The 26,100-nt window shown below is 66.2% G+C and carries 28 protein-coding genes; 15 read left to right on the forward strand and 13 right to left on the reverse strand.

What is annotated here, in order from left to right; genetic code table 11:
- The first annotated feature begins 120 nt into the window (after positions 1–120).
- Positions 121–2,430 (forward strand): ATP-dependent helicase, encoded by a 2,310-nt coding sequence (locus J2W22_RS15670; RefSeq protein WP_307119168.1) that lies wholly within the window; start codon positions 121–123, stop codon positions 2,428–2,430.
- Between the two features lie 11 nt (positions 2,431–2,441).
- Here J2W22_RS15670 and J2W22_RS15675 read toward each other — a convergent pair whose 3' ends face one another.
- On the reverse strand, positions 2,442–2,909 hold the full coding sequence (locus tag J2W22_RS15675; protein WP_307119169.1) for a MarR family winged helix-turn-helix transcriptional regulator: 468 nt from the start codon (positions 2,907–2,909) through the stop codon (positions 2,442–2,444).
- A gap of 422 nt (positions 2,910–3,331) precedes the next feature.
- Here J2W22_RS15675 and J2W22_RS15680 point away from each other — a divergent pair, with 422 nt between their 5' ends.
- From J2W22_RS15680 to J2W22_RS15690, 3 genes are read left to right on the forward strand one after another with little or no spacing between them, the layout of a single operon-like run.
- The gene (locus J2W22_RS15680; RefSeq protein ID WP_307119170.1) at positions 3,332–3,580 is read left to right on the forward strand and encodes a type II toxin-antitoxin system Phd/YefM family antitoxin; all 249 of its coding nucleotides are present in this window, start codon (positions 3,332–3,334) and stop codon (positions 3,578–3,580) included.
- The gene (locus tag J2W22_RS15685; protein WP_307119171.1) at positions 3,577–4,002 is read left to right on the forward strand and encodes a type II toxin-antitoxin system VapC family toxin; all 426 of its coding nucleotides are present in this window, start codon (positions 3,577–3,579) and stop codon (positions 4,000–4,002) included. Before J2W22_RS15680 ends, J2W22_RS15685 begins: the two co-directional genes overlap by 4 nt.
- A gap of 42 nt (positions 4,003–4,044) precedes the next feature.
- Positions 4,045–4,485 carry a hypothetical protein gene (locus tag J2W22_RS15690; RefSeq protein WP_307119172.1) on the forward strand — a complete coding sequence of 147 codons (441 nt, stop codon included), beginning with the start codon at positions 4,045–4,047 and terminating at the stop codon, positions 4,483–4,485.
- A gap of 44 nt (positions 4,486–4,529) precedes the next feature.
- On the opposite strand, the gene J2W22_RS15695 is transcribed toward J2W22_RS15690, so the two are convergent.
- Positions 4,530–4,877 (reverse strand): WYL domain-containing protein, encoded by a 348-nt coding sequence (locus J2W22_RS15695; protein ID WP_307119173.1) that lies wholly within the window; start codon positions 4,875–4,877, stop codon positions 4,530–4,532.
- 170 nt (positions 4,878–5,047) lie between these two features.
- Positions 5,048–7,240 carry a putative bifunctional diguanylate cyclase/phosphodiesterase gene (locus J2W22_RS15700; RefSeq protein WP_307119174.1) on the reverse strand — a complete coding sequence of 731 codons (2,193 nt, stop codon included), beginning with the start codon at positions 7,238–7,240 and terminating at the stop codon, positions 5,048–5,050.
- Positions 7,241–7,407: 167 nt separating this feature from the next.
- On the opposite strand from J2W22_RS15700, the gene J2W22_RS15705 reads away from it, so the two are divergent.
- A complete protein-coding gene (locus J2W22_RS15705) occupies positions 7,408–8,184 on the forward strand; it encodes a hypothetical protein (RefSeq protein WP_307119175.1) in 777 nt (258 codons plus the stop codon).
- On the opposite strand, the gene J2W22_RS15710 is transcribed toward J2W22_RS15705, so the two are convergent.
- Complete coding sequence (locus J2W22_RS15710; protein ID WP_307119176.1) at positions 8,181–8,852, reverse strand: hypothetical protein; 672 nt, start codon at positions 8,850–8,852, stop codon at positions 8,181–8,183. The genes J2W22_RS15705 and J2W22_RS15710 overlap by 4 nt on opposite strands.
- A gap of 98 nt (positions 8,853–8,950) precedes the next feature.
- On the opposite strand from J2W22_RS15710, the gene J2W22_RS15715 reads away from it, so the two are divergent.
- The 8 genes from J2W22_RS15715 (at position 8,951) to J2W22_RS15750 (ending at position 16,799) form a co-directional block, all read left to right on the forward strand.
- Positions 8,951–9,400 carry a hypothetical protein gene (locus J2W22_RS15715; RefSeq protein ID WP_307119177.1) on the forward strand — a complete coding sequence of 150 codons (450 nt, stop codon included), beginning with the start codon at positions 8,951–8,953 and terminating at the stop codon, positions 9,398–9,400.
- 367 nt (positions 9,401–9,767) lie between these two features.
- Positions 9,768–10,295 (forward strand): glycine zipper 2TM domain-containing protein, encoded by a 528-nt coding sequence (locus tag J2W22_RS15720; protein WP_307119178.1) that lies wholly within the window; start codon positions 9,768–9,770, stop codon positions 10,293–10,295.
- Positions 10,296–10,426: 131 nt separating this feature from the next.
- Positions 10,427–10,975, forward strand: a complete 549-nt coding sequence (locus J2W22_RS15725; RefSeq protein WP_307119179.1) for a hemerythrin domain-containing protein — start codon at positions 10,427–10,429, stop codon at positions 10,973–10,975.
- A 185-nt stretch (positions 10,976–11,160) separates the two neighbouring features.
- The gene (locus tag J2W22_RS15730; RefSeq protein ID WP_307119180.1) at positions 11,161–12,552 is read left to right on the forward strand and encodes an MFS transporter; all 1,392 of its coding nucleotides are present in this window, start codon (positions 11,161–11,163) and stop codon (positions 12,550–12,552) included.
- Positions 12,553–12,632: 80 nt separating this feature from the next.
- Positions 12,633–13,964 (forward strand): MFS transporter, encoded by a 1,332-nt coding sequence (locus tag J2W22_RS15735; protein ID WP_307119181.1) that lies wholly within the window; start codon positions 12,633–12,635, stop codon positions 13,962–13,964.
- The gene (cysK, locus tag J2W22_RS15740; RefSeq protein WP_307119182.1) at positions 13,961–14,881 is read left to right on the forward strand and encodes a cysteine synthase A; all 921 of its coding nucleotides are present in this window, start codon (positions 13,961–13,963) and stop codon (positions 14,879–14,881) included. Before J2W22_RS15735 ends, cysK begins: the two co-directional genes overlap by 4 nt.
- Before the next feature lie 93 nt (positions 14,882–14,974).
- Complete coding sequence (locus J2W22_RS15745) at positions 14,975–15,268, forward strand: hypothetical protein (RefSeq protein WP_307119183.1); 294 nt, start codon at positions 14,975–14,977, stop codon at positions 15,266–15,268.
- Between the two features lie 91 nt (positions 15,269–15,359).
- Positions 15,360–16,799 (forward strand): cell wall hydrolase, encoded by a 1,440-nt coding sequence (locus tag J2W22_RS15750; protein WP_307119184.1) that lies wholly within the window; start codon positions 15,360–15,362, stop codon positions 16,797–16,799.
- Here J2W22_RS15750 and J2W22_RS15755 read toward each other — a convergent pair.
- The 9 genes from J2W22_RS15755 to J2W22_RS15795 all read right to left on the reverse strand — a co-directional run bounded on the left by J2W22_RS15755 (position 16,796) and on the right by J2W22_RS15795 (position 23,741).
- Complete coding sequence (locus J2W22_RS15755; RefSeq protein WP_307119185.1) at positions 16,796–18,238, reverse strand: PH domain-containing protein; 1,443 nt, start codon at positions 18,236–18,238, stop codon at positions 16,796–16,798. The genes J2W22_RS15750 and J2W22_RS15755 overlap by 4 nt on opposite strands.
- On the reverse strand, positions 18,231–18,710 hold the full coding sequence (locus tag J2W22_RS15760; RefSeq protein ID WP_307119186.1) for a PH domain-containing protein: 480 nt from the start codon (positions 18,708–18,710) through the stop codon (positions 18,231–18,233). The genes J2W22_RS15755 and J2W22_RS15760 overlap by 8 nt, the downstream gene beginning before the upstream one ends.
- Before the next feature lie 108 nt (positions 18,711–18,818).
- The gene (locus tag J2W22_RS15765) at positions 18,819–19,406 is read right to left on the reverse strand and encodes a hypothetical protein (protein ID WP_307119187.1); all 588 of its coding nucleotides are present in this window, start codon (positions 19,404–19,406) and stop codon (positions 18,819–18,821) included.
- 125 nt (positions 19,407–19,531) lie between these two features.
- Positions 19,532–19,828 (reverse strand): GIY-YIG nuclease family protein, encoded by a 297-nt coding sequence (locus J2W22_RS15770; RefSeq protein WP_307119188.1) that lies wholly within the window; start codon positions 19,826–19,828, stop codon positions 19,532–19,534.
- Between the two features lie 180 nt (positions 19,829–20,008).
- On the reverse strand, positions 20,009–21,811 hold the full coding sequence (locus J2W22_RS15775; protein ID WP_307119189.1) for an acyl-CoA dehydrogenase C-terminal domain-containing protein: 1,803 nt from the start codon (positions 21,809–21,811) through the stop codon (positions 20,009–20,011).
- An 18-nt stretch (positions 21,812–21,829) separates the two neighbouring features.
- Positions 21,830–22,249, reverse strand: coding sequence for a MerR family transcriptional regulator (locus tag J2W22_RS15780; protein WP_307119598.1), 420 nt, complete (start codon positions 22,247–22,249; stop codon positions 21,830–21,832).
- 218 nt (positions 22,250–22,467) lie between these two features.
- On the reverse strand, positions 22,468–22,974 hold the full coding sequence (locus J2W22_RS15785; protein ID WP_307119190.1) for a hypothetical protein: 507 nt from the start codon (positions 22,972–22,974) through the stop codon (positions 22,468–22,470).
- A complete protein-coding gene (hisI, locus tag J2W22_RS15790; RefSeq protein ID WP_307119191.1) occupies positions 22,971–23,327 on the reverse strand; it encodes a phosphoribosyl-AMP cyclohydrolase in 357 nt (118 codons plus the stop codon). The genes J2W22_RS15785 and hisI overlap by 4 nt, the downstream gene beginning before the upstream one ends.
- 177 nt (positions 23,328–23,504) lie before the next feature.
- Positions 23,505–23,741 carry a DUF7218 family protein gene (locus J2W22_RS15795; RefSeq protein WP_307119192.1) on the reverse strand — a complete coding sequence of 79 codons (237 nt, stop codon included), beginning with the start codon at positions 23,739–23,741 and terminating at the stop codon, positions 23,505–23,507.
- 131 nt (positions 23,742–23,872) lie between these two features.
- On the opposite strand from J2W22_RS15795, the gene purF reads away from it, so the two are divergent.
- Positions 23,873–25,333 carry an amidophosphoribosyltransferase gene (gene purF, locus J2W22_RS15800; RefSeq protein ID WP_307119193.1) on the forward strand — a complete coding sequence of 487 codons (1,461 nt, stop codon included), beginning with the start codon at positions 23,873–23,875 and terminating at the stop codon, positions 25,331–25,333.
- A 7-nt stretch (positions 25,334–25,340) separates the two neighbouring features.
- Positions 25,341–26,054: an SDR family NAD(P)-dependent oxidoreductase gene (locus tag J2W22_RS15805; protein WP_307119194.1), complete on the forward strand. Its 714-nt coding sequence runs from the start codon at positions 25,341–25,343 to the stop codon at positions 26,052–26,054.
- The last annotated feature ends 46 nt before the right edge of the window (positions 26,055–26,100 follow it).

Raw genomic sequence — 26,100 nt, forward strand, 5'->3', positions numbered from 1 at the left:
AGTATTGCGGGTTTGTTTCAGGCGCCAGCGCGATGTTGCGGCAGTGTTTCGGCAAGGCCTGCCCGTCCCCCGATGCGCGCGGAGCTTGCGGCAGTCCCGCGCGTTCCCTAGTTGTTCGCCATGACCCTGCCCGTAGAGACCGACGCCAACGCCCCCTATCTGAGCGGCCTGAACCCGCCCCAGCGCGAGGCCGTGCTCACCGCGGAGGGCCCGGTGCTGGTCCTCGCCGGCGCCGGCACGGGAAAGACCGCCGCGCTCACCGCCCGCCTCGCCCATCTCCTCTGGACCCGCCGCGCCTTCCCGTCCGAGATCCTCGCCGTCACCTTCACCAACAAGGCGGCGCGCGAGATGAAGGAGCGCGTCGGCCGCCTCGTCGGCGCTGCGGTGGAGGGTATGCCCTGGCTCGGCACCTTCCACGCGATCGGCGCCAAGATGCTGCGTCGCCATGCCGAGCTGGTCGGGCTGCAATCGAACTTCACCATCCTCGACACCGACGACCAGCTCCGGCTGATCAAGCAGCTGATCCTCGCCGCCGATCTCGACGAGAAGCGCTGGCCCGCCCGCCAACTCGCCGGGCTGATCGACGAATGGAAGAACAAGGGCCTCACCCCCGCCGAGATCGGGGCCGGCGAATCCGAGCGCTACGCCAATGGCCGCGGCGCCGCGCTCTATTTCCTCTACCAGGAGCGGCTGAAGGCGCTGAACGCCTGCGATTTCGGCGACCTGCTCCTCCACATGCTGGTGATCCTCAAGACCCACCGCGACGTGCTGGAGAGCTATCAGCAGCGCTTCCGTTACATCCTGGTCGACGAATATCAGGACACCAACGCCGTCCAGTATCTCTGGCTGCGGCTGCTCGCCCAGGAGCGCAAGAACATCTGCTGCGTCGGCGACGACGACCAGTCGATCTACTCCTGGCGCGGCGCACTGGTGGAGAACATCCTGAAGTTCGAGAAGGACTTCCCCGGCGCTAAGGTGATCAAGCTCGAGCAGAATTACCGCTCGACCCCGCACATCCTCGCCGCCGCCTCGGGCGTGATCGCCAACAATAGCGGCCGCCTCGGCAAGACCTTGTGGACCGACAAGGATGAGGGCGAGAAGGTCAAGGTGCTCGGCGTGTGGGACGGGCCCGAGGAGGCCCGCCGCGTCGGCGAGGAGATGGAAGGCCTGCAGCGCGGCGGCAAGAGCCTCGACGACATGGCGATTCTCGTCCGCGCCCAGCACCAGACCCGCGAGTTCGAAGACCGGTTCATCGCGATCGGCCTGCCCTATCGCATCATCGGCGGCTTCCGCTTCTACGAGCGCCAGGAAATCCGCGACGCCCTCGCCTATCTCCGCGTCGTCGCGCAGCCGGCGGACGACCTCGCCTTCGAGCGCATCGTCAACGTCCCCAAGCGCGGCCTGGGCGACAAGGCGCTGGCGAAGGTCCACCAATATGCCCGAACCGCCGGTATTCCGCTCACCACCGCCGCGGCCCGTATCCTCGACACCGACGAACTGACGCCCCAGGCCCGCCGCGCGCTGGGCAATTTGGTCGGCGACATGGCGCGCTGGCGGAGCATGGGCAACGACCTCCAGCACCCGGACCTCGCCCGCATCATCCTCGACGAGAGCGGCTACACCGCGATGTGGCAGGCGGATCGCACCGCCGAAGCCGCCGGCCGCCTCGAGAACCTCAACGAGCTCGTCCGCGCGATGGAGGAGTACGAAACGCTCGGCGCCTTCCTCGAGCATGTCAGCCTCGTCATGGACAATGAGGCGAACGCGGAAGAGCCCAAGGTCACGATCATGACGATCCACGCCGCCAAGGGGCTGGAGTTCGACACCGCGTTCCTCGCCGGCTGGGAGGAAGGCATCTTCCCCTCGCAGCGCGCGCTCGACGAAGGCGGCCTCGCGTCGCTGGAGGAGGAGCGCCGGCTGGCGTACGTCGCGATCACCCGCGCGCGGCGCCAGGCGACTATCCTCCACGCCGCCAATCGCCGCATCTACGGCCAGTGGAACTCGTCCATCCCGAGCCGCTTCGTCGCCGAGCTGCCCGAGGCGCATATCGAGAGCGAAAGCACAATGACCGGCGGGGCAAGCCTATGGCAGGCCAACTGGAGCGAACGCAGCGACCCGTTCGCCGACGTCTCGCGCGGCACCGGCCGAGGCCCGGGCTGGCAACGCGCCGCGGGCGTGGACATGAAGAACCCCGGCGGCGCCTTCACCGCGCGCACCTTCTCGCGTGAACCGGCGCGGGTGGTGGAAAGCCGCGCGAGCGCCGTGAGCTTCGGCGCCAAGGCCCGCGACGACCTGTCGCTGGGCATGCGCGTGTTCCACCAGAAGTTCGGCTACGGCGTGATCGCCGAGATCGAAGGCAACAAGCTCGAGATCGACTTCGAGCAGGCCGGGCGGAAGCGGGTTATGGATAGTTTTGTTACAGCGGGGTGAATTTTGACAGATTACATATCTCTAATATAATCGAAATATCTATTCATCCGATCATTTGCGGATTCGGTTAACTCCAAGAAAGACCTTCTTTGATCTTCTGGATCAAACTTTCTAAAAATTATATTATTATCTTCGAGCATCGCAATCCATCTCAGTGCAGTTGTTGGCGCAACTCCGGAACCGATGCAGGCACTACTAACTGAAACATTCATCCCGTTTGCTTTTGCAACAAATAGATCGAGCATAATATCCCATGCCGGCTCTCCGCAGATTTTTTCGCTAAAGAACTGCGACCGAGCTCTCTTCTCTTTTGCCATTTTTTTTGCGCGGGATACGGCGCTTATTTGCTCCAAGTCTTCTTGCCCATTCTCGGATACCCGAAAAGCTAGCGTCGATATTTCGGATGCAATCTTATGCAGAGCTGTGACGGTGTCGTCACGGCCGGATTTTTTACTGCGAGTCTGAAACTCGTACTTCATATCTAGGGCAATTCCTCTTGCCAAACCCTCCAAAACGGATCATGTTAAATCCATTGTGGATGTAACCTGCTGACTGAACCTGGTCAAGCCGAACCATTTGGGAGCGTTGCGCGTGGTAACCCTCTTAGTGCTGAATGGGATAGTGGCGACCTTGGGCGGTATTGCAATGGTCATACGCGCTTGTGCCGCATATCGCTGGGCAGGACGCTGTGATCCGAAGTCCCCCTATTATCACAAACCCGGTCGTCTCGGGGGACGAGTTTCACCCTCCCGCCAGCGAGGGCGTGATCTGCAACCCTGAGCGCGTTTAACTAGAGAGCCAGTTGAACGCCGGGCATGCAACTAACAGAATAAAGAATTATATGCCGCTCGTTCGTATATCCTGATATAGTCACCAACCTAGTCAGGAGCCCGCCGCCACCATGGAACGCATCAACCTAGCCGACGCCAAGGCGCGCCTCAGCGAGATCGTCGATCGGGTCGAGGCGGGCGAGAGCATCGAGATCGTCCGGCGCGGCAAGCCCGCCGCGCGGCTCGTACCGCCCGAACGCGAACGTGTATGGGCGCCTGTCGACGTGGATATGCTCGAGCGCCTTCAGGCGAGAACCCAGGGCCCCAGTGAACCCGCCGGGGTTTTCATGCGCCGCATGCGCGACGACGCTCGCTATTGAGCTATTATCTCGACACCTCGGCGCTGGTCGCCGCCCTCGTCTCCGAGCCAGGCACCCCGCAGGTGAATGCCTGGTTTCGGGCGCAGGTGCCGGGCACGATCTTTATCAGCGATTGGACCCATACCGAAATCTCAAGCGCGCTTTCGCTCAAGCTGCGCACCGGAGAAATCACGCTCGAAACCCGAGCCGAGGCGCTTGCGGCATTTGCCGGAATGGCAACAACCAGCCTGCCTACGCTTGCAGTTGCGGAGGAGCATTTTGAGGTTGCCGCCCGCTTTGTCGCCCAGCACGAACTTGGCTTGCGCGCAGGAGATGCCTTGCATCTTGCCGTAGCGAAGGACGGAGGCTTTACGTTGGTAACGCTCGACCACCGCATGGCCGACGCCGCGCTTCAACTCGGCGTGCCGGTCGAGCGGATCTGAAGCCGCTTCCAAAATAGGATTTCGTCTGATCTACCCTGGTAGATGGACGACATCCCTACCCCCAATCCGCTCGAAGACGATGGCCCCAGCCGCCTCGACTTCATCCCCGTTCCCCTAGAACGTGTGCACCACAATGGCTGGACCGAGCGCCGGCAGCGGGACTTCATCACGGCGCTCGTGGCGATGGGCTCGATCCGGCACGCCTGCCGTGCGGTCGGCAAGACCCGGCAGTCAGCCTACAAGCTCCGCGAACGCCCCGGCGCCGAAAGCTTCGCCGCTGCTTGGGATCATGCGTTGGCGACGGGATATTGCGACGCCTTCGATCGCGCGCTGGAGCGCGCGCAGATCGGCATCGTCACACCGCGCTTCTACAAGGGCAAGCAGGTCGGGACGAGGCACCGGTTCGATTATCGCCTCGCTATGGCAGCGCTCAACGGCTTGCCACCTGTCCCGCCGCAACTGCGCAAGAATATTGCGAGATGAAGTGCGTTCGCGGGAACTGTGTCAACTTAAGCGCGCGAAAAGCCTCAGGCCGCCGCCTCGACCTGGATCAGCGTCACGCCCTGATACTTCTCGAGCGAAGCGTCGAACAACCCGCTCACCACGAAGTCGCGTTCCAGCAGGGTCAGTTCCTTCAGCCCGTCGAGCTTGAACGTCCCCACCTTCTCCTCGCGCGGCAGGAAGCCTTCCTTGGAGACGACCACGGCGTCGAGATATACCTGGTCGTGCCGGGTGTAGAGGATGTGCGGCGCCAGGATCATCCGGGTGCGGTTATAGGTCGCCGACACGCATTTGTGGCGCACCACCGCCTCGAACAGCAGCGGCAGCATGACGGCGGGCGGGGGGGGCGGATCGGCTTCGAGACTCAACTTCATCCCCTCTCCATGGCATTCATGCTGCAATGCAGCAAGTCGCTGTGCCGTTTCAGGTACCCAGAACGCGGTCCCCGTGCCGTATGTTTCGTAAACTTCCGCGCCGCCGCAAGCCCCGATACCGCCCCCGGGAAGGCTCGGCGCCCGACAGACAGGAGAAGCAGCTCCGGGACCTAGACCTCGATCCCGTTCCACTCGGTCACGGTGTGGAAGGCCGGCATCGACAGCCCGCCCTCGCCCGTCTTGGCGACGAGGTTGTGGCCCTGCTGCTGCAGCCCCGCCTCGGTGATCACCTTGGGCGAGACGCGATGCCTTGTGGTGAGCACGCCATTGGCGTCCTCGACCAGCGGCTGCTCGAACTCGATGCCCTGCTGCTGGTTCATCGAGCGGCGGACGGTGGCGACCACCATCTGCCCCTCGCCCAGGTCGACGACGAACTGGGTGCCCTCGGGCACGTCGACGATGCCGTCGATCAGCGCGCCGGATGCCGAGACGTTCTTGAGCACGGCGGGGTAGTAATGATTGTCGTGGATCACCCCCACCTTGCGGAAGGTGGTGTGGCGGATGTGGCGCTGGCGGGCCGGCCCCTGGGGCTGGATCACCCATTTGCCGTCCTTGAAGTTGCTGGCCAGCTCGTCGCTCGCCACCGCCCGGCTGTAGAGGAAGCCCTGGATATGGCTGACGTTGAGCTTCCGCATCGTCTCGAGCTGGTCGAAGCTCTCGATGCCCTCCGCGGTGGTCTCCATGCCCAGCGCATTGGCCAGCGCGACGATCGCGGCGATGATCGCCTGGTTACGGGCGCCTTCCTCGGTGGTGCCGCGGACGAAGCTCTGGTCGATCTTGATCTTGTCGAACGGCGCCGTCTTCAGATAGCCGAGCGAGGAATAGCCGGTGCCGAAATCGTCGAGCGCCAGCCGCACACCGAGCCGCTTGAGCGCGGCGAAACGGGCATCGGTCTCCGAACCGTCCTCGAGGAACACACTCTCGGTGATCTCGAGCTCGAGCCGCTCGGGGGCGAGCCCCGAATTGGCCAGCGCGCTCATCACGATGGCGGGCAGCGCCTCGCTGGCGAACTGGAGCGGCGAGACATTGACCGCGACGCGCAGCTCGCCCGGCCATTTCGCCGCGTCGACACAGGCCTGGCGCAGCGTCCATTCGCCGAGCTGCGGGATCAGGTTGGCATCCTCGGCGATCGGGATGAAGATCGCCGGCGAGATCCGTCCGCGCCTCGGGTGGTTCCAGCGCAGCAGCGCCTCGAAGCCGGTGACTTCCTCGCTGCGGGCGCCGACGATCGGCTGATAGTGCACCGCCAGCTCGCCGTTGGAGAGCGCGTCGATCAGGTCCTGCTCGAGCAGCCGGCGATCCTCGGCGGCCTGGAGCAGGTCGGAGGAGAAGAAGCGCGCCCGGCCCCGGCCCGATCCCTTGGCGGCATAGAGTGCCAGGTCGGCGTTGCGGACCAGCTCGTCGCTGGTGCCGGCATCGAACGGGCTCACCGCAATGCCGATCGAGGCACCGATCAGGCAACGGCTGCCGTTGATCATATAGGGGTGGGAGAGCGACTCGATGATCCGGTTGGCCAGGTCGAAGATGCCGACCCGGTTGTGCGCATCGGGCAGGATCACCTGGAACTCGTCGCCGCCCATCCGGGCGATCTGCTCGGGATTGCCGACGATGGTCGAGAGCCGCTCGGCGACTTGCTTGAGCAGCGCGTCGCCCACCGGATGGCCCAGGCTGTCGTTGATCGCCTTGAACCGGTCGAGGTCGATCAGCATCAGCGCGCAGGGGCGCTGCTGATTGCGGAACGCCGCGATCGTGCTGTCGAGCAGGTTGCTCATCCGGCGCCGGTTGGGCAGGCCGGTGAGCGGATCGTACATGGCGAGCCGATTGCTCTCATGCGCCGCCCGCTGCTCCCGCGTCACGTCGACGCCGTGACCGAGATAGCCGCTGAAACTGCCCCGCGAATCGCGGGTGGGCTGACCGGAAAGCGCCCACCAGCGCTCCTCGCCGACGATGTCGACCAGCAGCGGGATCGCGTCGAACCGGGCCTGACGCGCCATCTGAAACGGCATGGTCCGCCGCCGCTCGGCATCGGCCTCCTCATTGGCGTTCTTGAACAGCGAGATCAGGTCGCGGCCGATCAACGTGTCGCCCGTCACGCCCAGCGAGCGCGCGGCGCCCTCGCTGACATAGGTGATCCGGCCCTCGGCGTCGGTCGCCCAGAACCAGCCCAGGTCCATCGCCTCATAGTTGCGGAACAGCCGCAGATGCTCGGCAGCCAGCGGATCAGGCCCGCTCCTGCGCATGAAGGGTGCGGCGTTTCCGCCCACGCCGACCGCCTTGGCCGCCCCTCCCAATCTGCCACCCATGCACGTCGCCCGAGATATATTGTTCCTGAAATGGTTCTAACGGCCCGACCCTTTAGGCTTTGTGAAGGTCCGGCCCCGGTAAACATGCCGGCAACCCGAACCTGCCTCGTCCCTGCAATCCCCGCATGATAGCAACGTGCCCGAAACGACTGCGAAAGGATCGGAACATGCGCCGCGCACTGCCCATGGCCCTGCTGGCCACCACGATGTTTGCCGGCCCGGCTTTCGCCCAGTCGATGCCCTCGGATGTCGCCGATCTGGTCGGTGCGCGCGGCGCGGGCGGCGAGACTCAGCTCCAGGCCAGGGGATATAGTTTCGTCACCGTCAACACGGTGGGCACCACCAAATGGTCGCTGTGGTGGAGCGACCGGCAGCGCCAGTGCATCCAGGTCGCGACCAGCGACGGGCGTTACTCGCAGATCCAGCGCGTGCCCGAGCAGAATTGCCGCCCCGGCGCGCCCTCGCCTGCCGATGCTGGACCGCCCCCGAGCCGTCCCGCCGATACCGGTACCGATCGCGGCGACCGCTTCGGTCCGTCGATCACCCTGGTCTGCTTCGGCGGCGGCAGCACGCCCGCCGCGCGCTATCAGTCGGGCTATGTCTACAACAGCCGCAGCCACCGCTTCGAGCCGCAATATGGCACCACGCTCGGCCGTGACGGCTTCGCCTCGGACCTGCAGATCGAGATCTGGCACGGCCGTGGCCGCATCCGGCCCGAGGGCAAGCTGGTCTCCCCGATCCATTCGGGCGGCGACAATGGCTGGTGGGACATCCAGAACCTGGTCGTCACCGCCGACCGCATCACCGGCGAGTATCGGATGAGCGGGCTGAACAAGCCCCGGTTCGAGATCGATCGCCGCTCGGGCATCATCCGCATCCGTGCCGCGACCAGCTTCACCGGCCGCTGCGACGCGGGCGACTGGCGCGGCGGCGGCGGCTTCTAGGCGAGCAGCGCGGCCAGCAGCACGAAGACGAGCGCACTCTCTAGCATCGTCACTGTGGCAATGCCGAAACCGCGCAGTTTCGAGATATTGAGCGCCCGGGCGAACCAGAAACTCTGCAGCGTGCCGTACCAGAGGAAGGCGGCCAGCAGGATCCACAGCCCGGCAACGCGAAACAGCGGATTGCCCGGCATCTGCGTCGCCAGCGACCCGATGCCCAGCACCAGCGCAAACACGCCGGCGGGATAGCATTGCGCGTAGAAGAGCGGCTTCAGGCTGTCGCGGGTCAGCTTCTGCCTGCGCCGGCGCAGCAAGGCCACTGCCATGATCAGCGGGAAGACGGCGAAGAACAGCAGCCGCACGAGCAACAGGCTGGTATCGTCGCTGATCAGCCCGGCCAGCCCGCGCTTCTCCGCCACCAGCTCGCTCTGCCCGACCAGCGCCAGCTCGATGGTGTGGCTCAGCAGCAGGGTGAGCAGCAGGAACAGCGGCGGGCTCAGCACATCGGGATATTGCTGCTCGGGCGCATCCTCCAGCTCGCTGTCCGCATAGGCCATCATCGTGAAGGGCTGGCGGATCGTCCGCCACAAGGTCACCGGATAGAAGACCAGCCAGGTGATGATCTCGTAGAGCAGGTCGTCGAGCGACTTGAGGAACTGCATGAAGTTCATGCCGCGGTTTCAGCACAGCCGCGCCGGGCTTCCAATCGTCATTCAGCCGCTGGCAAGCGGCGCGCGGCATGCTAGCCTGGAAACAAAGGGGAAATTCCATGATCCGCTGCCTGCCGCTGCTCGCCGTTCCGGCGCTTATCTTCGCCCAGCCTGCCGCGGCGCAGGACCAGGAGCCGACGGTAGAGGCGGTGCAGGCGAGCCTGGACAAGTTCGACTATGGCCAGATGCGCGTCGAGATCGTCGTATCGCGGGACGACGGCAAGAAGGCCTGGCTCGTCAGCCGTCAGGCAACGGGCAGCAAGATGCTCCGCCGCTGCGTGACCGAGTTCGCCACGCCCAAGGTGCTTCTGATCGCCAACACCAAGCCGACAAAGACCTATGTCCTCGACTGGAGCGAAGTGACCAAGGTTTCCTCCTCCGATCTCTATGAAATGGACCTGGAACACCGCGACACGGCGCTGCGCACGAAGTTCCGGTTCAATCTGACCGGTCTCGCGCCGGCCTTCAGCGAAGCGTTCGAGTTCCTCCGGAAGCAATGCTCCCGCTAAGCCCGCACATCGGGCTTCCAATGTAGGAAATCCTTTCGCATAGACTGGTGGATGCAGTCGTCTTCACCAGAATGTTTGATCTCACTCGTGGTCACGATTCAGTCCGCAGCCCCGAGCTCGATGGCGGTCGCACACGTTTTGCGGTCTGCAGTCTCATCCACCGCCGCTCCCTCAGAAAGTGCCGTCGCACGCCCGCGCGCGTGGATGTCGTGAACTTAGTGAACTTCCGCGCCTCCGCTGGCGCGATTCACCGCACTTCATTACGGGTCCGTCGTATCGGCACCGTCCGTTCAGCCCGGCTTCACGCGCATGTCCGGAACGTTTCGATGCCCCTGGCCGTATGGGCCCTCGGGAAGGAGAATTGATCATGAAGCATCTGATAACCCTCGCCGCTGCAGCCGCGGCCAGCCTGGCGGTTGCGTCGCCGGCGATGGCCCAGCGCGCGCCCATCTATGGGCAGGACGAGGAAGCGCGTTTCGATGCCGCGCAGCAGCGGTTCGAGCGCGAGTACGACCAGTTCCAGCAGGCGCTCGATCGCTATCGTGCCTACAAGGCCCGCCCGGTCGCGCCGCCGCCCCCGCCGCGTGGCGGCTATGGCTATGATCCGCGTGACGACGAATTCTACGACGCGTCGCGCGATTATCGCGCCCCGCCTCCGGGCTATCAGGATCGCGTGCTCAGCCAGGACGATCGCATCTATCGCGGCAATGACGGCAAATATTATTGCAAGCGCTCGGACGGCACGACGGGCCTGATCGTCGGCGCGGCGGCGGGCGGCCTGTTCGGCAACGTCATCGCCGGTGGCCGCTCCAAGACCGTGGGCACGCTGCTCGGCGCGATCGCCGGCGGTGCGCTCGGCAGTTCGGTGGACCGCGACCAGGTCCGCTGCCGCTAAGCTGTTGCGAGGCCCCGTCGCCGGGCGCGGCGGGGCCTCCGTAGCTTCCCCTATTGGGGTAGCTCCGGAGCGGCTACTTCCCCCCTTTTCGGGCATGATCACGCCATAATGGGGGTATGAGGAGTCGCGTAATGCCCGTTGAGCGCGTGCTGAGACAGCACGCCCATATTCTCGCCAATGCCGATGCGCTCGAGACGCTGGTCTCTGGTCCGCGGCCGGCGAATGTCGAAGGGTTGGGATTCCGTCGCTGGATGTTCACCCGCGATCTGCTCATGCATTTCGCCAAGATGGAGGGCCAGGTCTATGGCCCGCTGATGGACGAAGTGGGGGGTGACGTGGCGCTGGCAGCTGGCCGCGCCAGTGCCGAGACCGCTGCGCTGGTCGCCGATTTCCGCGAGCACGTCACGCGCTGGCACGGTCTTCCCAGCGAGGAGCAATGGGACACCTATGCTCGCTCGATCCGCTGGCTGATGACGCGCATCCGCGAGCGGATCGAGGGCGAGGCAGCCGAGATCCTTCCCCTGCTGCCGCAGCTCCCGGTGAACGACGTCGGCGACTGTCCCGGCAAGCCGGACCATCGCTACGTCGCCGATGCCTGGGAGATTCGCGAGCTGATCTTCGAAGGGTCGGGATTCGTCACGGCGAACCAGTCCGGCCCGGGAGAGGCCGAAGCCGCCTGATCGGGCTCAATGCCAGAAGATCAGGATCAGCAGGATGATCGGGATCGGAATGCCCAGCAGCCAAAGCAGGATTCCCTTGCCCATCTTCACTCTCCAAGTTGTTGGTTTCGATAGCGAAAGAACCGTTTGGAGACGGCACAGGTTCCCACTGGAAAGACAGGACGGCTTCGGGCACTGACGCAGGGATGACCGACGGCCTGCCCCAGCCCCGCCGCGCCCTTGCCATCGCCGCGCTCTCGTTCGGATCGGCGCTGGTGGTGATCGACGGCGCGATCGCCACGGTGGCGCTGCCCACCATTGCCCGTGACCTGCACGTCGACAGCTCGGCGGCGGTGTCGGTGGTGACCGTCTACCAGCTGATGCTGGTCATGCTGCTCCTGCCGCTGGCCGGCCTGGGCGAGCGGATCGGTCTCAAGCGGATGTACCAGACCGGCCAGCTGGTCTTCACTGTGGCGACGGTGCTATGCTTCTTCGCCAAGAGCCTGCCCTTCCTGCTGATCGTCCGGGCGGCGCAGGCGGTGGGCGCGGCGGCGGCGCTCAGCGTCTCCTCGGCGCTGATCCGCCAGGTCTATCCGGCAAAGCATCTCGGCCGCGGGCTGGGCATCAATTCGGTGGTCGTGTCGAGCTCCGCCGCGCTGGCGCCGACGCTCGGCGGCCTGGTGCTGGCGATCGGGCCCTGGCCCTGGGTGTTCGCCTCGGCGGTGCCCTTCGCCATCGCCAGCCTGCTCCTCGGTCGCGCCCTGCCCGACAATGCAGCGCGGGACGAGCCGTTCGACGTGTTCGGTGCCCTGCTCTGTGCCGGTATGTTCGGGCTGGTGATCGGCGGGCTTGAGAGCAGTGTCCATGGCGACAGCCCGGTCGTGTCCGGGGCCGTGGTGCTCGCCGGTGCGGTGATCGGCTTGCTGTTCGTCCGACGCGAGCTACGCGAGCCCAAGCCGATCCTGCCCGTCGACCTGCTCACCCGGCCCGTGCTCGCTCTGTCGGTACTGGGTGCCTATACCGCCTTCATCGCGACAATGACGCTGCTGCTCTCGCTGCCCTTCCGCCTCCAGCACGGCTATGGCTTCTCGCCGTCCGAGGTGGGCGCCGTGATCGCCCCCTGGCCGCTGACCACGATGATCGTGGCGCCCCTCGCCGGCTCGCTGTCCGACCGCTACCCCGCCGGTGCCCTGGGCGGGATCGGCATGGTCGTCGCGGTTACGGGGCTGTTCTTCCTCGCATTCCTTCCGGCGGATCCGACCTGGCTCGACATAGCCTGGCGCATGTCGCTCACCGGTGCCGGCTTCGGCATGTTCCTCTCGCCCAACGCACGGCTGATCATCGGCTCCGCGCCGATCGACCGTGCCGCCGCAGCGGGCGGGCTCGTCTCGACCACCCGGATGGTTGGCCAGACTACCGGCGCCACGCTGGTGGCGGCGCTGCTGGCGCTCGGTATCGGCGGGGGGACGGTCCCGCCCCTGGTCTCGGCCGGGCTCGCCACCATTGCCGGCCTGTGCAGCCTCGCCCGCCTCCGTCCTGCGATCCGCAACCCGCGCGCCGCCGAGACTGAGGACGTTCAGCCTGCCAAGCTGCGCTGACCGGCCTAATACCTTTGTTTGAGCGTCGGAGCCGCAATCGCTCGTTGCGGTCACGGCGTGGAAGCGCTTAGAGGCAAGCCATGGCCGCCGAAGCAAAGCACCCGTTCGCCGTACCCAATTTCCGCTATTATTTCCTCGCCCGGCTCTCGACGACGCTTGGGCAGATGGCGATGGTGATCGTCATCGGCTGGCAGGTGTATGACATCGCCCGCCGGACGATGACGGTGAAGGAGGCGGCGTTCCAACTCGGCCTGATCGGCGTCGCGCAGTTCCTCCCGTTGCTGTTCCTGTCGCTCTTCGCCGGCTGGGTCGCCGATCGGCTCGACCGGCGCTGGATCGCCCGCGCCGCGGTGGCGCTCGAGGCCTTCTGCGCGATCAGCCTTGGCGTGCTCACCTATACCAACGCGATCACCCTGCCCTGGCTATTCGGCATCGCGGCGCTGCTCGGAGTCGCCCGCGCCTTTGCCAGCCCGGCGCTGAGCGCGCTCTCGCCCAACCTGGTGCCCAAGGCGATCCTGCCCACCGCGATCGCGCTGAGCTCGCTGTCCTGGCAGATCGGCACCGTGATCGGCCCGGCGATGGGTGGTTACCTCTACGCGGCGGCGGACTGGCTCTCCTATGCAGTAGCAGGCGGCCTGTTCCTGGTCTCCTTCGTCCTGCTCATGCTGATCGGCGACGTGCCGCGGAGCGCGCGCAAGTTCAGCGGTAGCCCCTGGGCGCAGATGATCGACGGGCTTCACTATGTCCGACGCAATCGCCTGGTGCTCGGCGCGATCTCGCTGGACCTGTTCGCGGTGCTGCTCGGGGGCGCGACGGCGATGCTGCCGGTCTATGCCCGCGATATCCTGCAGGTCGGTTCGGAAGGGCTCGGGCATCTGCGCGCGGCGCCGGCGATCGGCGCGGTGGTGACTGCGGTGTTCTTCTCCTGGAGGCCGCTCAAGAGCGATGTCGGCGTCAAGATGCTGCTCGCCGTTGCCCTGTTCGGCGTGGCGACGGTGATCTTCGGCCTGTCCGCGCCGTTGCTGGTACCGGCACTCGGGCCGAGTGCAATCGGGCATGACACCGCCCCTGCCGTGCTGGTCGCGCTGTTCGCGCTGTTCGTACTCGGCGCGGCCGACATGGTCTCGGTCTATGTCCGGCAATCGCTGATCCAGCTCTACACGCCCGACGAAATGCGTGGTCGGGTCGGCGCGGTCTCGACCCTGTTCATTTCGGGCTCGAACGAGCTGGGCGAGGCCGAGTCCGGTTTCCTCGCCGCATTGATCGGCCCGGTCGCCGCGGTGGTGGGCGGCGGCATCGGCGCCGTCCTTGTCACACTGGCATGGGCCAAGCTATTTCCGGAGCTGAGGCGGGCTCGCACGTTCGACCCTCCGGCCAATCTCGAGATTCCTCCCAAGGAGATGACGACATGAAGGCCAATACGATCCTCGAGACGATCGGCAACACGCCGCACATCCGCATCCAGAAGCTGTTTCCGGATTCGGAAGTTTGGGTGAAGTCGGAGCGCTCCAATCCGGGTGGCTCGATCAAGGACCGCATCGCGCTGGCGATGATCGAGGCCGCGGAGCGTGACGGCAGCCTGCAGCCCGGCGGCACGATCGTCGAGCCGACCAGCGGCAACACCGGCGTCGGCCTGGCGATGGTCGCGGCGGTGAAGGGCTACAAGCTGATCCTGGTGATGCCGGAGAGCATGAGCCTCGAGCGCCGCCGCCTGATGCTCGCCTATGGCGCGGCCTTCGACCTCACCCCGCGCGAGAAGGGCATGAAGGGCGCGATCGAGCGCGCGATGGAGATCGTCGAGACCACACCCGGCGCCTGGATGCCGCAGCAGTTCGAGAATCCGGCGAATATCGACGTGCACGTGAAGACCACTGCGCAGGAGATCCTCAACGACTTCGCCGATGCGCCGATCGACGTAGTGATCACCGGCGTCGGCACCGGCGGCCACATCACCGGCGTCGCCGAGACGCTGAAGAAGGCCTGGCCGAACCTGAAGGTCTATGCGGTGGAGCCCGAGCTCTCGCCGGTCATCTCGGGCGGCCAGCCCGGCCCGCACCCGATCCAGGGCATCGGCGCCGGCTTCGTGCCGCGCAACCTCCACACCGACGCGATCGACGGCGTGATCAAGGTCGATGCCGGCGTCGCCAAGGACATGGCGCGTCGTGCGGCGCGCGAAGAAGGCATGCTCGTCGGCATCTCGTCGGGCGCGACTCTGGCGGCGATCCTGCAGAAGCTTCCCGACCTGCCGCAGGGCAGCCGGGTGCTCGGGTTCAATTATGATACAGGTGAGCGCTATCTGAGCGTTCCGGACTTCCTGCCGGAGAGCTGAGACCACTGGAATTACCCCCGGATTAACGGTAGCTTCCCCGAGTCGGGGAAACGTGTTTCCGGGGGGGAATTCGTGCGCAATGCGATGATTCTGGTGAGCGTTATGCTCGCCATCTATCTGGGGTGGCCGCTCGCCTTCGGAGGCAAGCAGCGTGGGCTGGAGACGCCGGCGGAAGCGCGCGGCGTGGTGGCAGCGCCGGTTTCGGCTGCCAAGCACACTAGGCCGGTGGTCATGGCGAAGCTTGCGGCGCCTGTGCGTCCCGAGAGCTGCTACAAGCGCTATCAGCGCGAAGTGAAGCTGTGCACCGGCGCTACTGCTGCCGCCTGCAAGCTCGGCGCGGCCGATCATTGGGACATGTGCGAAGCCACCGGATTCTGGCCGAACTGAGCCCTTCGCGGGCAGGTTGACCGGGCATTGCGGCGTTTCGGCGCCGCAATGGTTCCAACCTTGTGACTTCTGCGTTATGGGCGGCGACCCCATGCCGACCCTCCCTTCCCTTCGCACCATCGGAGCGCCCGCGCTCCGCGTCTCGCCCCTGCTGGCGACGCTGCTCGGCTTCGTCACCATCGTGGCGATCGCGCTGCCGCTCTGGCTGGTGGCTCACACCCCGCGGACCGTCGTGCACAAGCGCGGACCAGTGAAGGTGTCGCACCGGGTGGTGCCCAAGTCCGAATTGCCGCCGGTCGAGCCGGTCGAGCTCCAGGTCGTCACTCCGGATGACGCGCGGACCTTCAACGCCTCCATTCCCTTCTCCACCCTGCCCAACCCGGCGGCGCGGCCGTTCAACATCTTCGGCGCCGAGGACAGCCGCGCGCGGGCGGTCGATTGCCTGGCCGCCGCGGTCTATTACGAGGCGGGCGACGATGCCGAGGGGCAGCGCGCCGTGGCGCAGGTGATCATCAACCGCGCCCGCCACCCGGCCTTCCCCAAGTCGATCTGCGGCGTGGTGTTCCAGGGTTCGGAGCGCTCGACCGGCTGCCAGTTCACCTTCACCTGCGACGGCGCGATGCTGCGCTATTCGCCGACGGCCGCGGCCTGGGAGCGCGCCCGCTACGTCGCCCGGATCGCGCTGAACGGCTCGGTCTACAAGCCGGTCGGCCACGCCACCCATTATCACACCGACTGGGTTGTGCCGTACTGGAGCGCCAGCCTCGAAAAGATCACCGAGGTCCATACCCATCTCTTCTTCCGCTGGGCGGGCTGGTGGGGCACGCCGCCGGCGTTCAACCGCAGCTATACCGGGGTTGAACCCAACATCGCGCTGATGGCGAGGCTCGCCCCGGGCAATTTCCAGCCCGACCCGGCGCTCGAGGGGCTGGTGCCGGGCGCGGTGGGTAGCGACGGCGCATTCATCGACCCCGCCTCGATCCCGCAAAGCGCTGTCCCCGCACCGATGGCGATCGAGGGCGGCGGCGAATCGAGCAACTTCATGCTCACCCTCCCCCAGGGCATCGGCCCTGATGCCTTTGCCGCCCTCGCCATCCGCACCTGCGGCGAGCGGCCCTATTGCAAGTTCATGGCCTGGGCGGACTCGAAGCAGACCCCGGCCAGGCTGCCCCTTTCCACCGCGCAGGTCTCGACCATGTCGTTCAGCTATCTGCGCGACGAGACGCAGGGCTTCGCCAAGGCGCTATGGAACTGCGCCCAGTTCCGCCGCCCCAGCCCGGTCCAGTGCATGCGCGCTCAGATTCCGACCGAAGCTGCCGCCGCCGCACCTGCTCCCGCCGCGACGCCGATCCCCGGCGCCACCCCGCTCGCTGCGCCCGCGCCGCTGACCGGAATCCGGCGCAAGGTCGAGGCGGTGACGCCGGCCAGCGCGCCGGCGACGGTGCCGGCCCAGGGCAAGGGCACAGTGAGCTTCACCCTGCCCGTGCCGCGGCCTTCGCCCACCCCGCGCCCCACGCCCGAGGCGCGCTAGTCGACCCGGGCCGCCAGCGCCCGGGTCAGCGCCAGCGCGGCATCGAGCGGGGCATCGGTCACATTGGGGCGATGCAGGCCACTGGCGCCCGCCGTATCCACCACCACCGTCGCCACGCCGAGCCGGCGCTGCAGCCAACTCTGTTGCACGGTAAGCGTCTGGATCGACTCGAAGGGCACGATCCAGTCGCGTTGCGAGAGCACCCCGCGCATCACCTGCAGGCTGGTGTCGCGCAGGGCATAGCGGTGGAAGCTGCGCTGGAAGAGCGCGATGGCCACCGGCACGGGGACGAGCAGCAGCCCCCACCAGAGCGGCGGCAGGAACCAGCCGGCGATCCCGAAGACCAGCGCGACCGGCAGGCCATGGCGGATCGCCGAGCGCAGGATATGGGCCGAAGCCACCGGACGCAGGCCGATCCGCTCGAACGGCGGCAAGGGCGTGGCGGCGACGACCTCGGCCGCTTCTGCTGCGGTGGCGAAGGGAGACAGTTCCTGGCGGCCCGAAGGATCCTCGCTGCCGCCCAGCGTCTGCACCGCGACGGTGTTCCAGCCCAGCCGCCCGCTGATCGCCCCGCGATGGACGAGGCCGAGCTGGATGCGGCGGTCGGCGATCACCACCTCCGACCGGGTCAGCAGCCCGCGCATGCGGCGGAAGCGGCCGGGCTCGTGGCTGAGCGTGAAGCCATAGTCGCGCAGCAGCGTGCGGACGATGCCGGCGATCACGCCGAGCAGCAACGCGATCGCCAGCACCAGGAGCAGCGCCCGGATGCTGAACTGGGCGAGGGCAACGCGCTCGGCCTCGCCGAACCACTTCTCCCAATCGAACTCCACCACCCGGTCGATCGAGTGGATCGCGCCGTAGATCGCGGCGAGCCAGAGCATCGAGAAGCCGAAAACGCCGCGCAGCAGGACCCGACCGAGCGACATGGCATAGACGGTGCGGCGCTCGGGCTCCGCAGGGCTTGTTTCGTCCGCCCTTTCGGAGGCAGACGGGCGATAGGCGCGCAGCAGCGCGCGCAACCGCTCGGCTTCGGCAAGCGAGACGCTGTCGAGCTCGGCCTCTTCCGCCTTGCCGCCGCCGGTCTCGATCCGGACCAGCGCCAGCCCGAAGATGCGCGCAAAGGGGCTGCGCTCGATCGACACGTCCTGGATGCGGCCGCGCGGGATCGAGCGGCGGTTGCGCTGCACCAGGCCGTGCTGGATCAGCACTTCCTCTTCGCCGATCGTGTAGGTGAAGGTCCACCAGCCGAGCCAGGTCGTGACGATCACCGCCGCGGCGATGGCGGCGAAGGTGCCGAACGCCAGCACCGGATGGAACTCCCGCCCGGCGAAGCCGAGCACCAGCGGGGGCACGACCAGCGTGGAGGGCGCGCGCTTCACGAAGCGCATGATCACCGTGAGGATGTGGAGCCGCTGCGGCGCGTCGCCGGGGTCAGTCATGCCCGGCGCTGCCGATCCGCTCGCGGATCGCGTCGCGGATGCCCTCGGCGGCGTCGCGGGAAATGCCGGGAAGCACCACGAAGTTGTTCTCGCTGCCCGCCGTGTGGACGATCAGCCGCGCGACTCCGAACAGCCGCTCGAGCACGTCCTGGGCCACGTCGATATGCTGGACGCGGAGGACCGGGACGATGGTGTGGACGCGGGTGAACAGCCCATATTCGACATGGAGCTCGCTGCCGGTAAAGGCATAGCCCCAGCGGCGCCAGCTGCGCCCCGGCGCGAAGACGGCGATCCACAAGGCGAGCAGCAGCGCCGGCGCCAGGATCAGCCCCCGCACCGGCAGGCCCGGCACGAAGATCTCCGCAGCGACGGCGGCTGCGAGCAGGACCAGCGCATTGCGGATCGCCCGCAGGCGGATGACGTGGAGCTGCCCACGCTCGAGCGGCGTGAGCGGTACAATGGCCAAGGTCATGAAAAGACTATCGACACCCCCGGTTCGCGGCTCAAGTGCCTTACTGCACCATTACGGCGCCGGCATGACATATCGCGCCAAAGTTCATGAAGTTCACGCCAAAGCCCCCTATTCCTCCCTGCCGATCTGCTTCCAATGTCCGCCCAGACCCTCGCGGACAAGCTTGTAGACTTGATTGTTCGGGTGCTTCGGCGCGCAGAAGCCCGACAGATTATAGGTCCTGCCCGCCTCGCGCAGCTCGGTGAGATAGCCGGGACCATCCGTACAGATCACCAGCTCCGATGGATCCTTATTGGGCATGCGTGCGGCATCGAACAGCAGGGCGTGAACGCGCCGCGCGATGCCGGCGTAGCTGCAATCGCCCTGCACGCAGAAGGCGAGGTTGAGCGAGCGCTCGGCGACCAGGCGGCAGCGGGTTTGCGACAGATTGCACTGGTGGCGGAGGGTATCGAGCGAGGCGACTGCCTCTCCCTTCTCGCCGGGCGTGATCGTGACGATGTTGCGCTCGCCGCCACGCAGCGCGGGCGTGGTGCTGAACCGGATAGCGGCGTCGCCGATCTCGCCGAGCCTGGGGCTGGCGAAGGGGTTGCGATCGGCCTGCTTCGTCAGCCACGAATCCCCGGTGGTGCGATCGGGGTCGTTTGCCGGGTTGAAGTCGTTCGAGCCCAGCAGCAACAGCAATGCGAATGTCAGCATCCAGCACCTCCCCTTGGGGGCCGGATGCAAACATTTGAAATCCTACATTGCAAGCGGGATTGGCGAACCTTGCCACTGGCATCAACCTGATCCCCGGCGAAGGCCGGGGCCCAGTTGCGGCGATTTCAAGAAGGCGGGAGACGATCGAAGAGATCATCCCAGTCAGGGTTCAACCCTTCGATCTCACGGATTTTCCAGGTCCGCTGCCACCTCTTCATTTGAAGTTCCCGGTAGCGCGCTGCGTCCAGGCTTTCGTACATTTGGTACCAGACAAGCAGTTTGCAGCGATGCTTCCTGGTAAAGCCCTCGACTACGCCATTGCGATGCTCCCAAGCGCGCTTGGGTAAGTCACTAGTGGCACCGAGATAGAGTGTGCCATTGCGCCCGCTTGCCATGATGTAGACGAAGCCGTGCTTTTCCATCCCGCTTCTCCTGCGAGAATGGAACATATTGCGAACATTTAAGTGTTGCAAGGGCGCCGCAGCCGAATGTCACGACGCCCTTCGCTGACGGATTCACTATAACAGCACAGCCCGAAACTGGGCCCCGGCCTTCGCCGGGGATCAGCTATGGACTGGGGATCAGCCGGGGTCCCCAAAAGCTCACGCCGCGCGGAACAGCTCCGGGTCGAGCGCCATCACCGTCTCGCTGCCGGCCTCGATCTTACGGCGCAGGCCACTCGCGTCGGGGAAGAAGCGCTCGGCGTAGAAGCGGGCGGTGACCAGCTTGGCTTCGTAGAACTTGGCGTCGCCTTCGCCGGTGGCCAGTGCCGCGGCTGCAGCCTTGGCCATGCGCAGCCACATCAAGCCGAGCGCCACCGTGCCGGTGAGTTGCATGTACGGATAGGCGCCGGCGCCGACATCGTTCGGGTTCTTGAAGCCGTTCTGGGCGAGCCACATCGTCGCGCCCTGGAGATGGCCGAGCGTCTTTTCGAGGCCCTCCGCCAGCGTGGCGAGCTTCTCGTCGCCCTTGGCGGCGGCGGCTTCCTCGGCGACCAGCTTGAAGAAGGCCTGGACCGCGCGACCGCCGTTCATGGCGAGCTTGCGACCGACCAGGTCCATCGCCTGGACGCCGTTGGTGCCCTCATAGATCATCGAGATGCGGGCATCGCGGACATATTGCTCCATGCCCCATTCGGCGATGTAGCCATGGCCGCCATAGACCTGCTGGCTGTCGGTCGCGACCTTGTAGCCGATATCGGTGCCGACGCCCTTGATGACCGGGGTGAGCAGGCCGACCAGGTCCGCGGCGAGCTGGCGCTCCTCCTCGGTCGGCGCGGCATGCTCGAGATCGACCTGGAGCGCGCCCCACAGGCACAGCGCGCGCATGCCCTCGGTCTGCGCCTTGGCTTCCATCAGCATGCGGCGGACGTCCGGGTGGACGAACAGCGTGTCGGCCTTTTCGTTCGGCTCCTGCGGGCCGGTGAGCGCGCGGCCCTGGCGGCGGTCATGCGCGTACTGGACGGCGTTCTGCAGCGCGACTTCGCCGACGCCGAGGCCCTGGAGGCCGACACCCAGACGGGCGGCGTTCATCATGATGAACATCGCGGCGAGGCCCTTCATCTCCTCGCCGACGAGCCAGCCGGTGGCGCCGTCATAGTTCATCACGCAGGTCGAATTGGCGTGGATGCCCATCTTGTGCTCGATCGAGCCGCAGGTGACGGCGTTGCGCGCGCCAAGGCTGTCATCGTCGTTGACCAGGAACTTGGGGACGACGAACAGCGAGATGCCCTTGCTGCTCTCCGGCGCGCCGGGCGTCTTGGCGAGGACGAGGTGGATGATGTTCTCGGTCAGGTCATGCTCGCCCGACGAGATGAAGATCTTGGTGCCGGTGATCGAGTAGCTGCCATCGGCGTTCGGCTCGGCGCGGGTGCGGATCAGGCCGAGATCGGTGCCGCACTGCGGCTCGGTGAGGTTCATCGTACCGCCCCAGGTGCCGGCGACCATCTTGGGGACATACTTCGCCTGCTGCTCGGGCGAGCCCTTGACCAGCAGCGACGCGATCGCGCCATGGGTGAGGCCGGGATACATGGCGAAGGCCATGTTGGCGGAGATCATATACTCCTGGAATGCGGTGGAGATGACGTGCGGCATCCCCTGGCCGCCGAACTCGACGGGCGCGCTCAGCGTGCCCCAGCCGCTCTCGACGAACTGGTTGTACGCTTCCTTGTAGCCGGCAGGCGTGGTGACACTGCCGTCGTCATGGCGCTTGCAGCCTTCCTGGTCGCCCGAATGGTTGAGCGGGAACAGCACTTCGGCGACGAACTGGCCGCCCTGCTCGAGCACGGCGTCGACCGTGTCGGGGGTGGCGTTCTCGAAGCCGGGCAGGTTGGCGTAGCGATCGAGGCCGATCACCTGCTCGAGGATGAAGCGCGTGTCGCGCACCGGCGGGGTGTACTGGGGCATTTCAGGGTTCCTCGGGGGTTAGTCGCTGCTTTTGAGCAGGTCGACGAATTGCTGGAGCTCGGTGATGTGCGCGTCGATGTCGCGCTTCTGGTTCTCGAGCAGCTCGATGCGTTCGAGGCAGCGCTCGAGCGTGAACTGCTTCTGGGTGCTGCGGCCGTCGCCGACATCGTAGAGGTCGATCATCTCGCGGATCTCGGCCAGGCTGAAGCCGACGCGCTTGCCGCGCAGAATCCAGGCGAGCCGGGCACGGTCGCGGTGCGAATAGATGCGGGTGGTGCCGCGGCGCTCGGGGCCGATCAGCCCCTCGTCCTCATAGAAGCGCAGGGCGCGCGGGGTGACCGAGAACTCGGCGCACAGGTCCGAGATGGTGAAGGAGTCGCGGTCCGGTCGCTGATCGATCGGCGCCAGGGCCTCGAGCGGAAAGGCTGGTGCGTTCATGGGCATGGAAAATACCTTCCCCTTACGTGAACGTCAATCAAATTGGCGTCGGAAGTTCACTAAGTTCACGACATCTACGCGCGAGCGGCGGCGCCTTTCTCTGCTGCAGGCGCACGAGCGCATGTCGGCCAGGAACGCCGTCGATTATCACTCTGTTCGCGCATCCGCATGACGCGAATGTTTCAGAAGAAATCCTACATTGGAAGCCGGTAAGCAGCTCAGTTGGCGCCGCAGAGCCGCTTGCCGTTGGCATCGCGCATCGCGGCGGCCTCGGCGGCCGACTCGCTGAGCCGCGCAACCTCCAGCCCCGCATAGGAGGCGCGTTTTGCGCAGAATTTATTGCAGCCATCGGGCAGCGCGCCCGGGAAGGCGATCTTGTCGCCGTCATACTTGGCGTCGAACGAGCAACTGCCGTCCTCGCCGAACTCGATATGGAGCGCCTCCCCTACCCGGCTCGCCCGCCCTGAGCCGCTGCAGGTGATGCGGTCGCCATAATCGACGAAGGCGCCGATCCGGTAGCCGAGCTCCTCGTCGGGGACGATGCAGATGCGGTCGGTGTCCCGGGCATAGAGGCCGGCGACGTCGGTATCCGCCGGGTTGCGGACCAGGCCGCGCTCGATCGCGGCCTTTTCGAGGTCCTGGGGCTTCTCGGCCTTGTTCGCGGGCGCCTGGCCGCCCGAGCAGGCGGCGAGGAGTAAGGCGAGGAGCAGCCCTGCCCGCTTCATCCGCGGACGAGCTTTCCGCCCTCGACGATCCGGTAGAAGCAGCTCGGCGCGCCGGTGTGGCAGGCGGGGCCGTGCGGCTCGACCTTGAGCCAGACGGCGTCCTGGTCGCAGTCGATCCGGGCTTCGAGCACCTTGAGGACATGGCCCGAGGTCTCGCCCTTCTTCCAAAGCCTGCCGCGGCTGCGCGACCAGAAGGTCGCCTCGCCAGTGTCGAGCGTCGTCTGAAGGGCCTCGGCGTTCATGTGCGCGAGCATCAGCACCGTGCCTTGGGGATCGGTGCAGACCGCGGTGATCAGGCCGGCGGCGTCATATTTCGGGTCGAGCACGAGGCCCGTTTCGCGATTGGTGTCCACCCGCGTGAACTAGCGCAGCGATCCGTCGTCGTCATTAGCCCTCTCCCGCTTTCGCCGGAGAGGGTTGGGTGAGGGCACTTCTTCCGTGCCACCAGAGAAGAAATGCCCACACCCTCCCACGTCGCTTCGCGACGCGGGCCCCTCCCTCTCCCGCGAAAGCGGGAGAGGTGTGATCGCTCAGCGATCCCGAATCGCGTCGACCAGCTCGTCCTTGTCCATCTTCGAGCGGCCTTCGATGCCGATCTCCTTCGCCTCGTCGTAGAGCTGGTCCTTCGAACGGCTCTCCAGCTTGCCGCCGCGATGGTCGATCGAGCCGTTCGCCTGCGCATTGGCGATTCGCGCGGACTTCTCCTTCGAGTTCCCTTCGTCGCGCAGCTTCTCGTAAAGCGCCTCGTTCTTGATCTGCCCGGGCATGGAAACGTCTCCTTCTGCCCTGAAAAACCACCGGAAAACCCTGCAAGTTCATTTCTTTGTGACAGACCGGCGACAAATCGCGCCGAAGCGCCTATATGCGCGCCCGACAGTTCCAAACCCCTTGAGGGCCGATGCTTACCACGAACCCGTTCGATGACGACAAGCTGCGCGAAGAGTGCGGCATTTTCGGCGTTTCCGGCATGGACGGCGCTGCCGCCGCGGTCGCGCTCGGCCTGCATGCGCTGCAGCACCGTGGACAGGAGGCGGCGGGCATCACCAGCTTCGACGGCCGCCAGTTCCACATCCACCGCGCCATGGGCCATGTCGCCGGCAATTTCGACCGCGACGACGTGATCCGCGGGCTGCACGGCGACACCGCCTGCGGCCATGTCCGCTACTCGACCACCGGCGAGACCTCGCTGCGCAACGTGCAGCCGCTCTATGCCGAGCTGGCGAGCGGCGGCTTTGCGATCGCGCATAACGGCAACATCTCGAACGCGATGCGCCTGCGCCGCGACCTGATCCGCCGCGGCGCGATCTTTCAGTCGACCAGCGACACCGAGGTGATCATCCACCTGGTCGCGACCTCGCAGTTCCGCACGCTGATCGACCGCTTCATCGACGCGCTGAAACAGGTCGAGGGCGCCTATTCGCTGATCGTGATGACCCCCGAGGGCATGATCGCCTGCCGCGATCCGCTGGGCATCCGCCCGCTGGTGATGGGCAAGCTCGACGACACGATCGTGTTCGCCTCGGAGACGGTGGCGCTCGACGTGGTCGGCGCCGACTATGTCCGCGACGTCGAGCCGGGCGAGCTGGTGATCGTCAAGGGCGGCGAGATCAGCTCGCACAAGCCCTTCGCGCCGGTCTCCGCGCGTCCGTGCATCTTCGAGTACGTCTATTTCTCCCGCCCCGATTCGATCAGCGACAACCGCTCGGTCTATTCGGTGCGCAAGGCGATCGGCGCGCAGCTGGCGATCGAGGCACCGGTCGAGGCCGACCTGGTCGTCCCCGTCCCCGATTCGGGCGTGCCGGCGGCGATCGGCTATGCCCAGCAGAGCGGCATCCCGTTCGAGCTCGGCATCATCCGTTCGCACTATGTCGGCCGCACCTTCATCCAGCCGGGCGACCAGATCCGCCACCTGGGCGTGAAGCTGAAGCACAATGCCAATCGCGAACTGATCAAGGGCAAGCGCGTGGTGCTGATCGACGATTCGATCGTGCGCGGCACCACTAGCCTCAAGATCGTGCAGATGATGCGCGAGGCCGGCGCGGCCGAAGTGCATATGCGCATCGCATCGCCGCCGACCCGGCACAGCTGCTTCTACGGCGTCGACACGCCCGAGCGCGCCAAGCTGCTCGCGGCCAAGCTGGACGTGGGCGGGATGACCGACTTCATCCATGCCGACAGCCTGTCGTTCATCAGCATCGACGGCCTGTACAAGGCGCTGGGCGAGGCGCACCGCGCGGACATCCACCCGAAATACTGCGACGCGTGCTTCACCGGCGAATATCCGACGACGCTGACCGACCAGGACGAGAACGGCCCGCCGACCGACCAGTTCGCGCTGCTCCACGAGCGCGTGGGCTGAGACCGCGATGAGCGAGGGGGCACTTTCGGGGCGCACGGCGCTCGTCACCGGCGCGAGCCGGGGCATCGGCGCGGCGACGGCGCTGGCACTGGCTAGTCAGGGCGCGCACGTGATCCTCACCGCGCGCACTGCGGGCGGGCTCGAGGAAGTCGAGGAGGCGATCTTCGCCGCTGGCGGCTCCGCGACGATCGCGCCGATGGACCTGACCGAGAATGACAGCATCGCGCGCCTCGCCGAGGCGATCTCCGGGCGTTGGAACGCGCTGGACGTGCTGGTGCTCAATGCCGCGACGCTCGGCACGCTGAGCGCGGTGCCGGCGATCGACTTCAAGGAATTCGCCAAGGTGCTGACGCTCAACGTCACCGCCCAGGCGGCGATGCTTGCGGCGTTCGACCCGATGCTCAAGGCATCGCAGGGCGCCCGGGTGATCGGGGTGACGTCCAGCGTCGGCCGCACCGCGCGCGCCTATTGGGGCGTCTATGGTTCGTCCAAGGCGGCGTTCGAGAACCTCCTGCTCACCTATGGCGAGGAAGTCGCGCAGATCAGTAAGGTCCGCGTCGGCATCGTCGATCCGGGCGCGACCCGGACGAAGATGCGCGAGCGCGCCTTCCCCGGCGAGGATCCAGCAACGGTGAAGGCGCCCGAGGTCGTGGCCGAGCGGATCGCGGCGCTGGCGGTGTCGGGGTTCGAGAGCGGGCATTTCGAGCGGGTTGCGGGCTGAGCTCAAGCTCCCCTTCCGCTTGCGGGAGGGGTCGGGGGAGGGGCTG

This window comes from Sphingomonas kyeonggiensis, from assembly GCF_030812785.1.
GTDB classification, from domain to species: Bacteria; Pseudomonadota; Alphaproteobacteria; order Sphingomonadales; family Sphingomonadaceae; genus Sphingomonas; species Sphingomonas kyeonggiensis_B.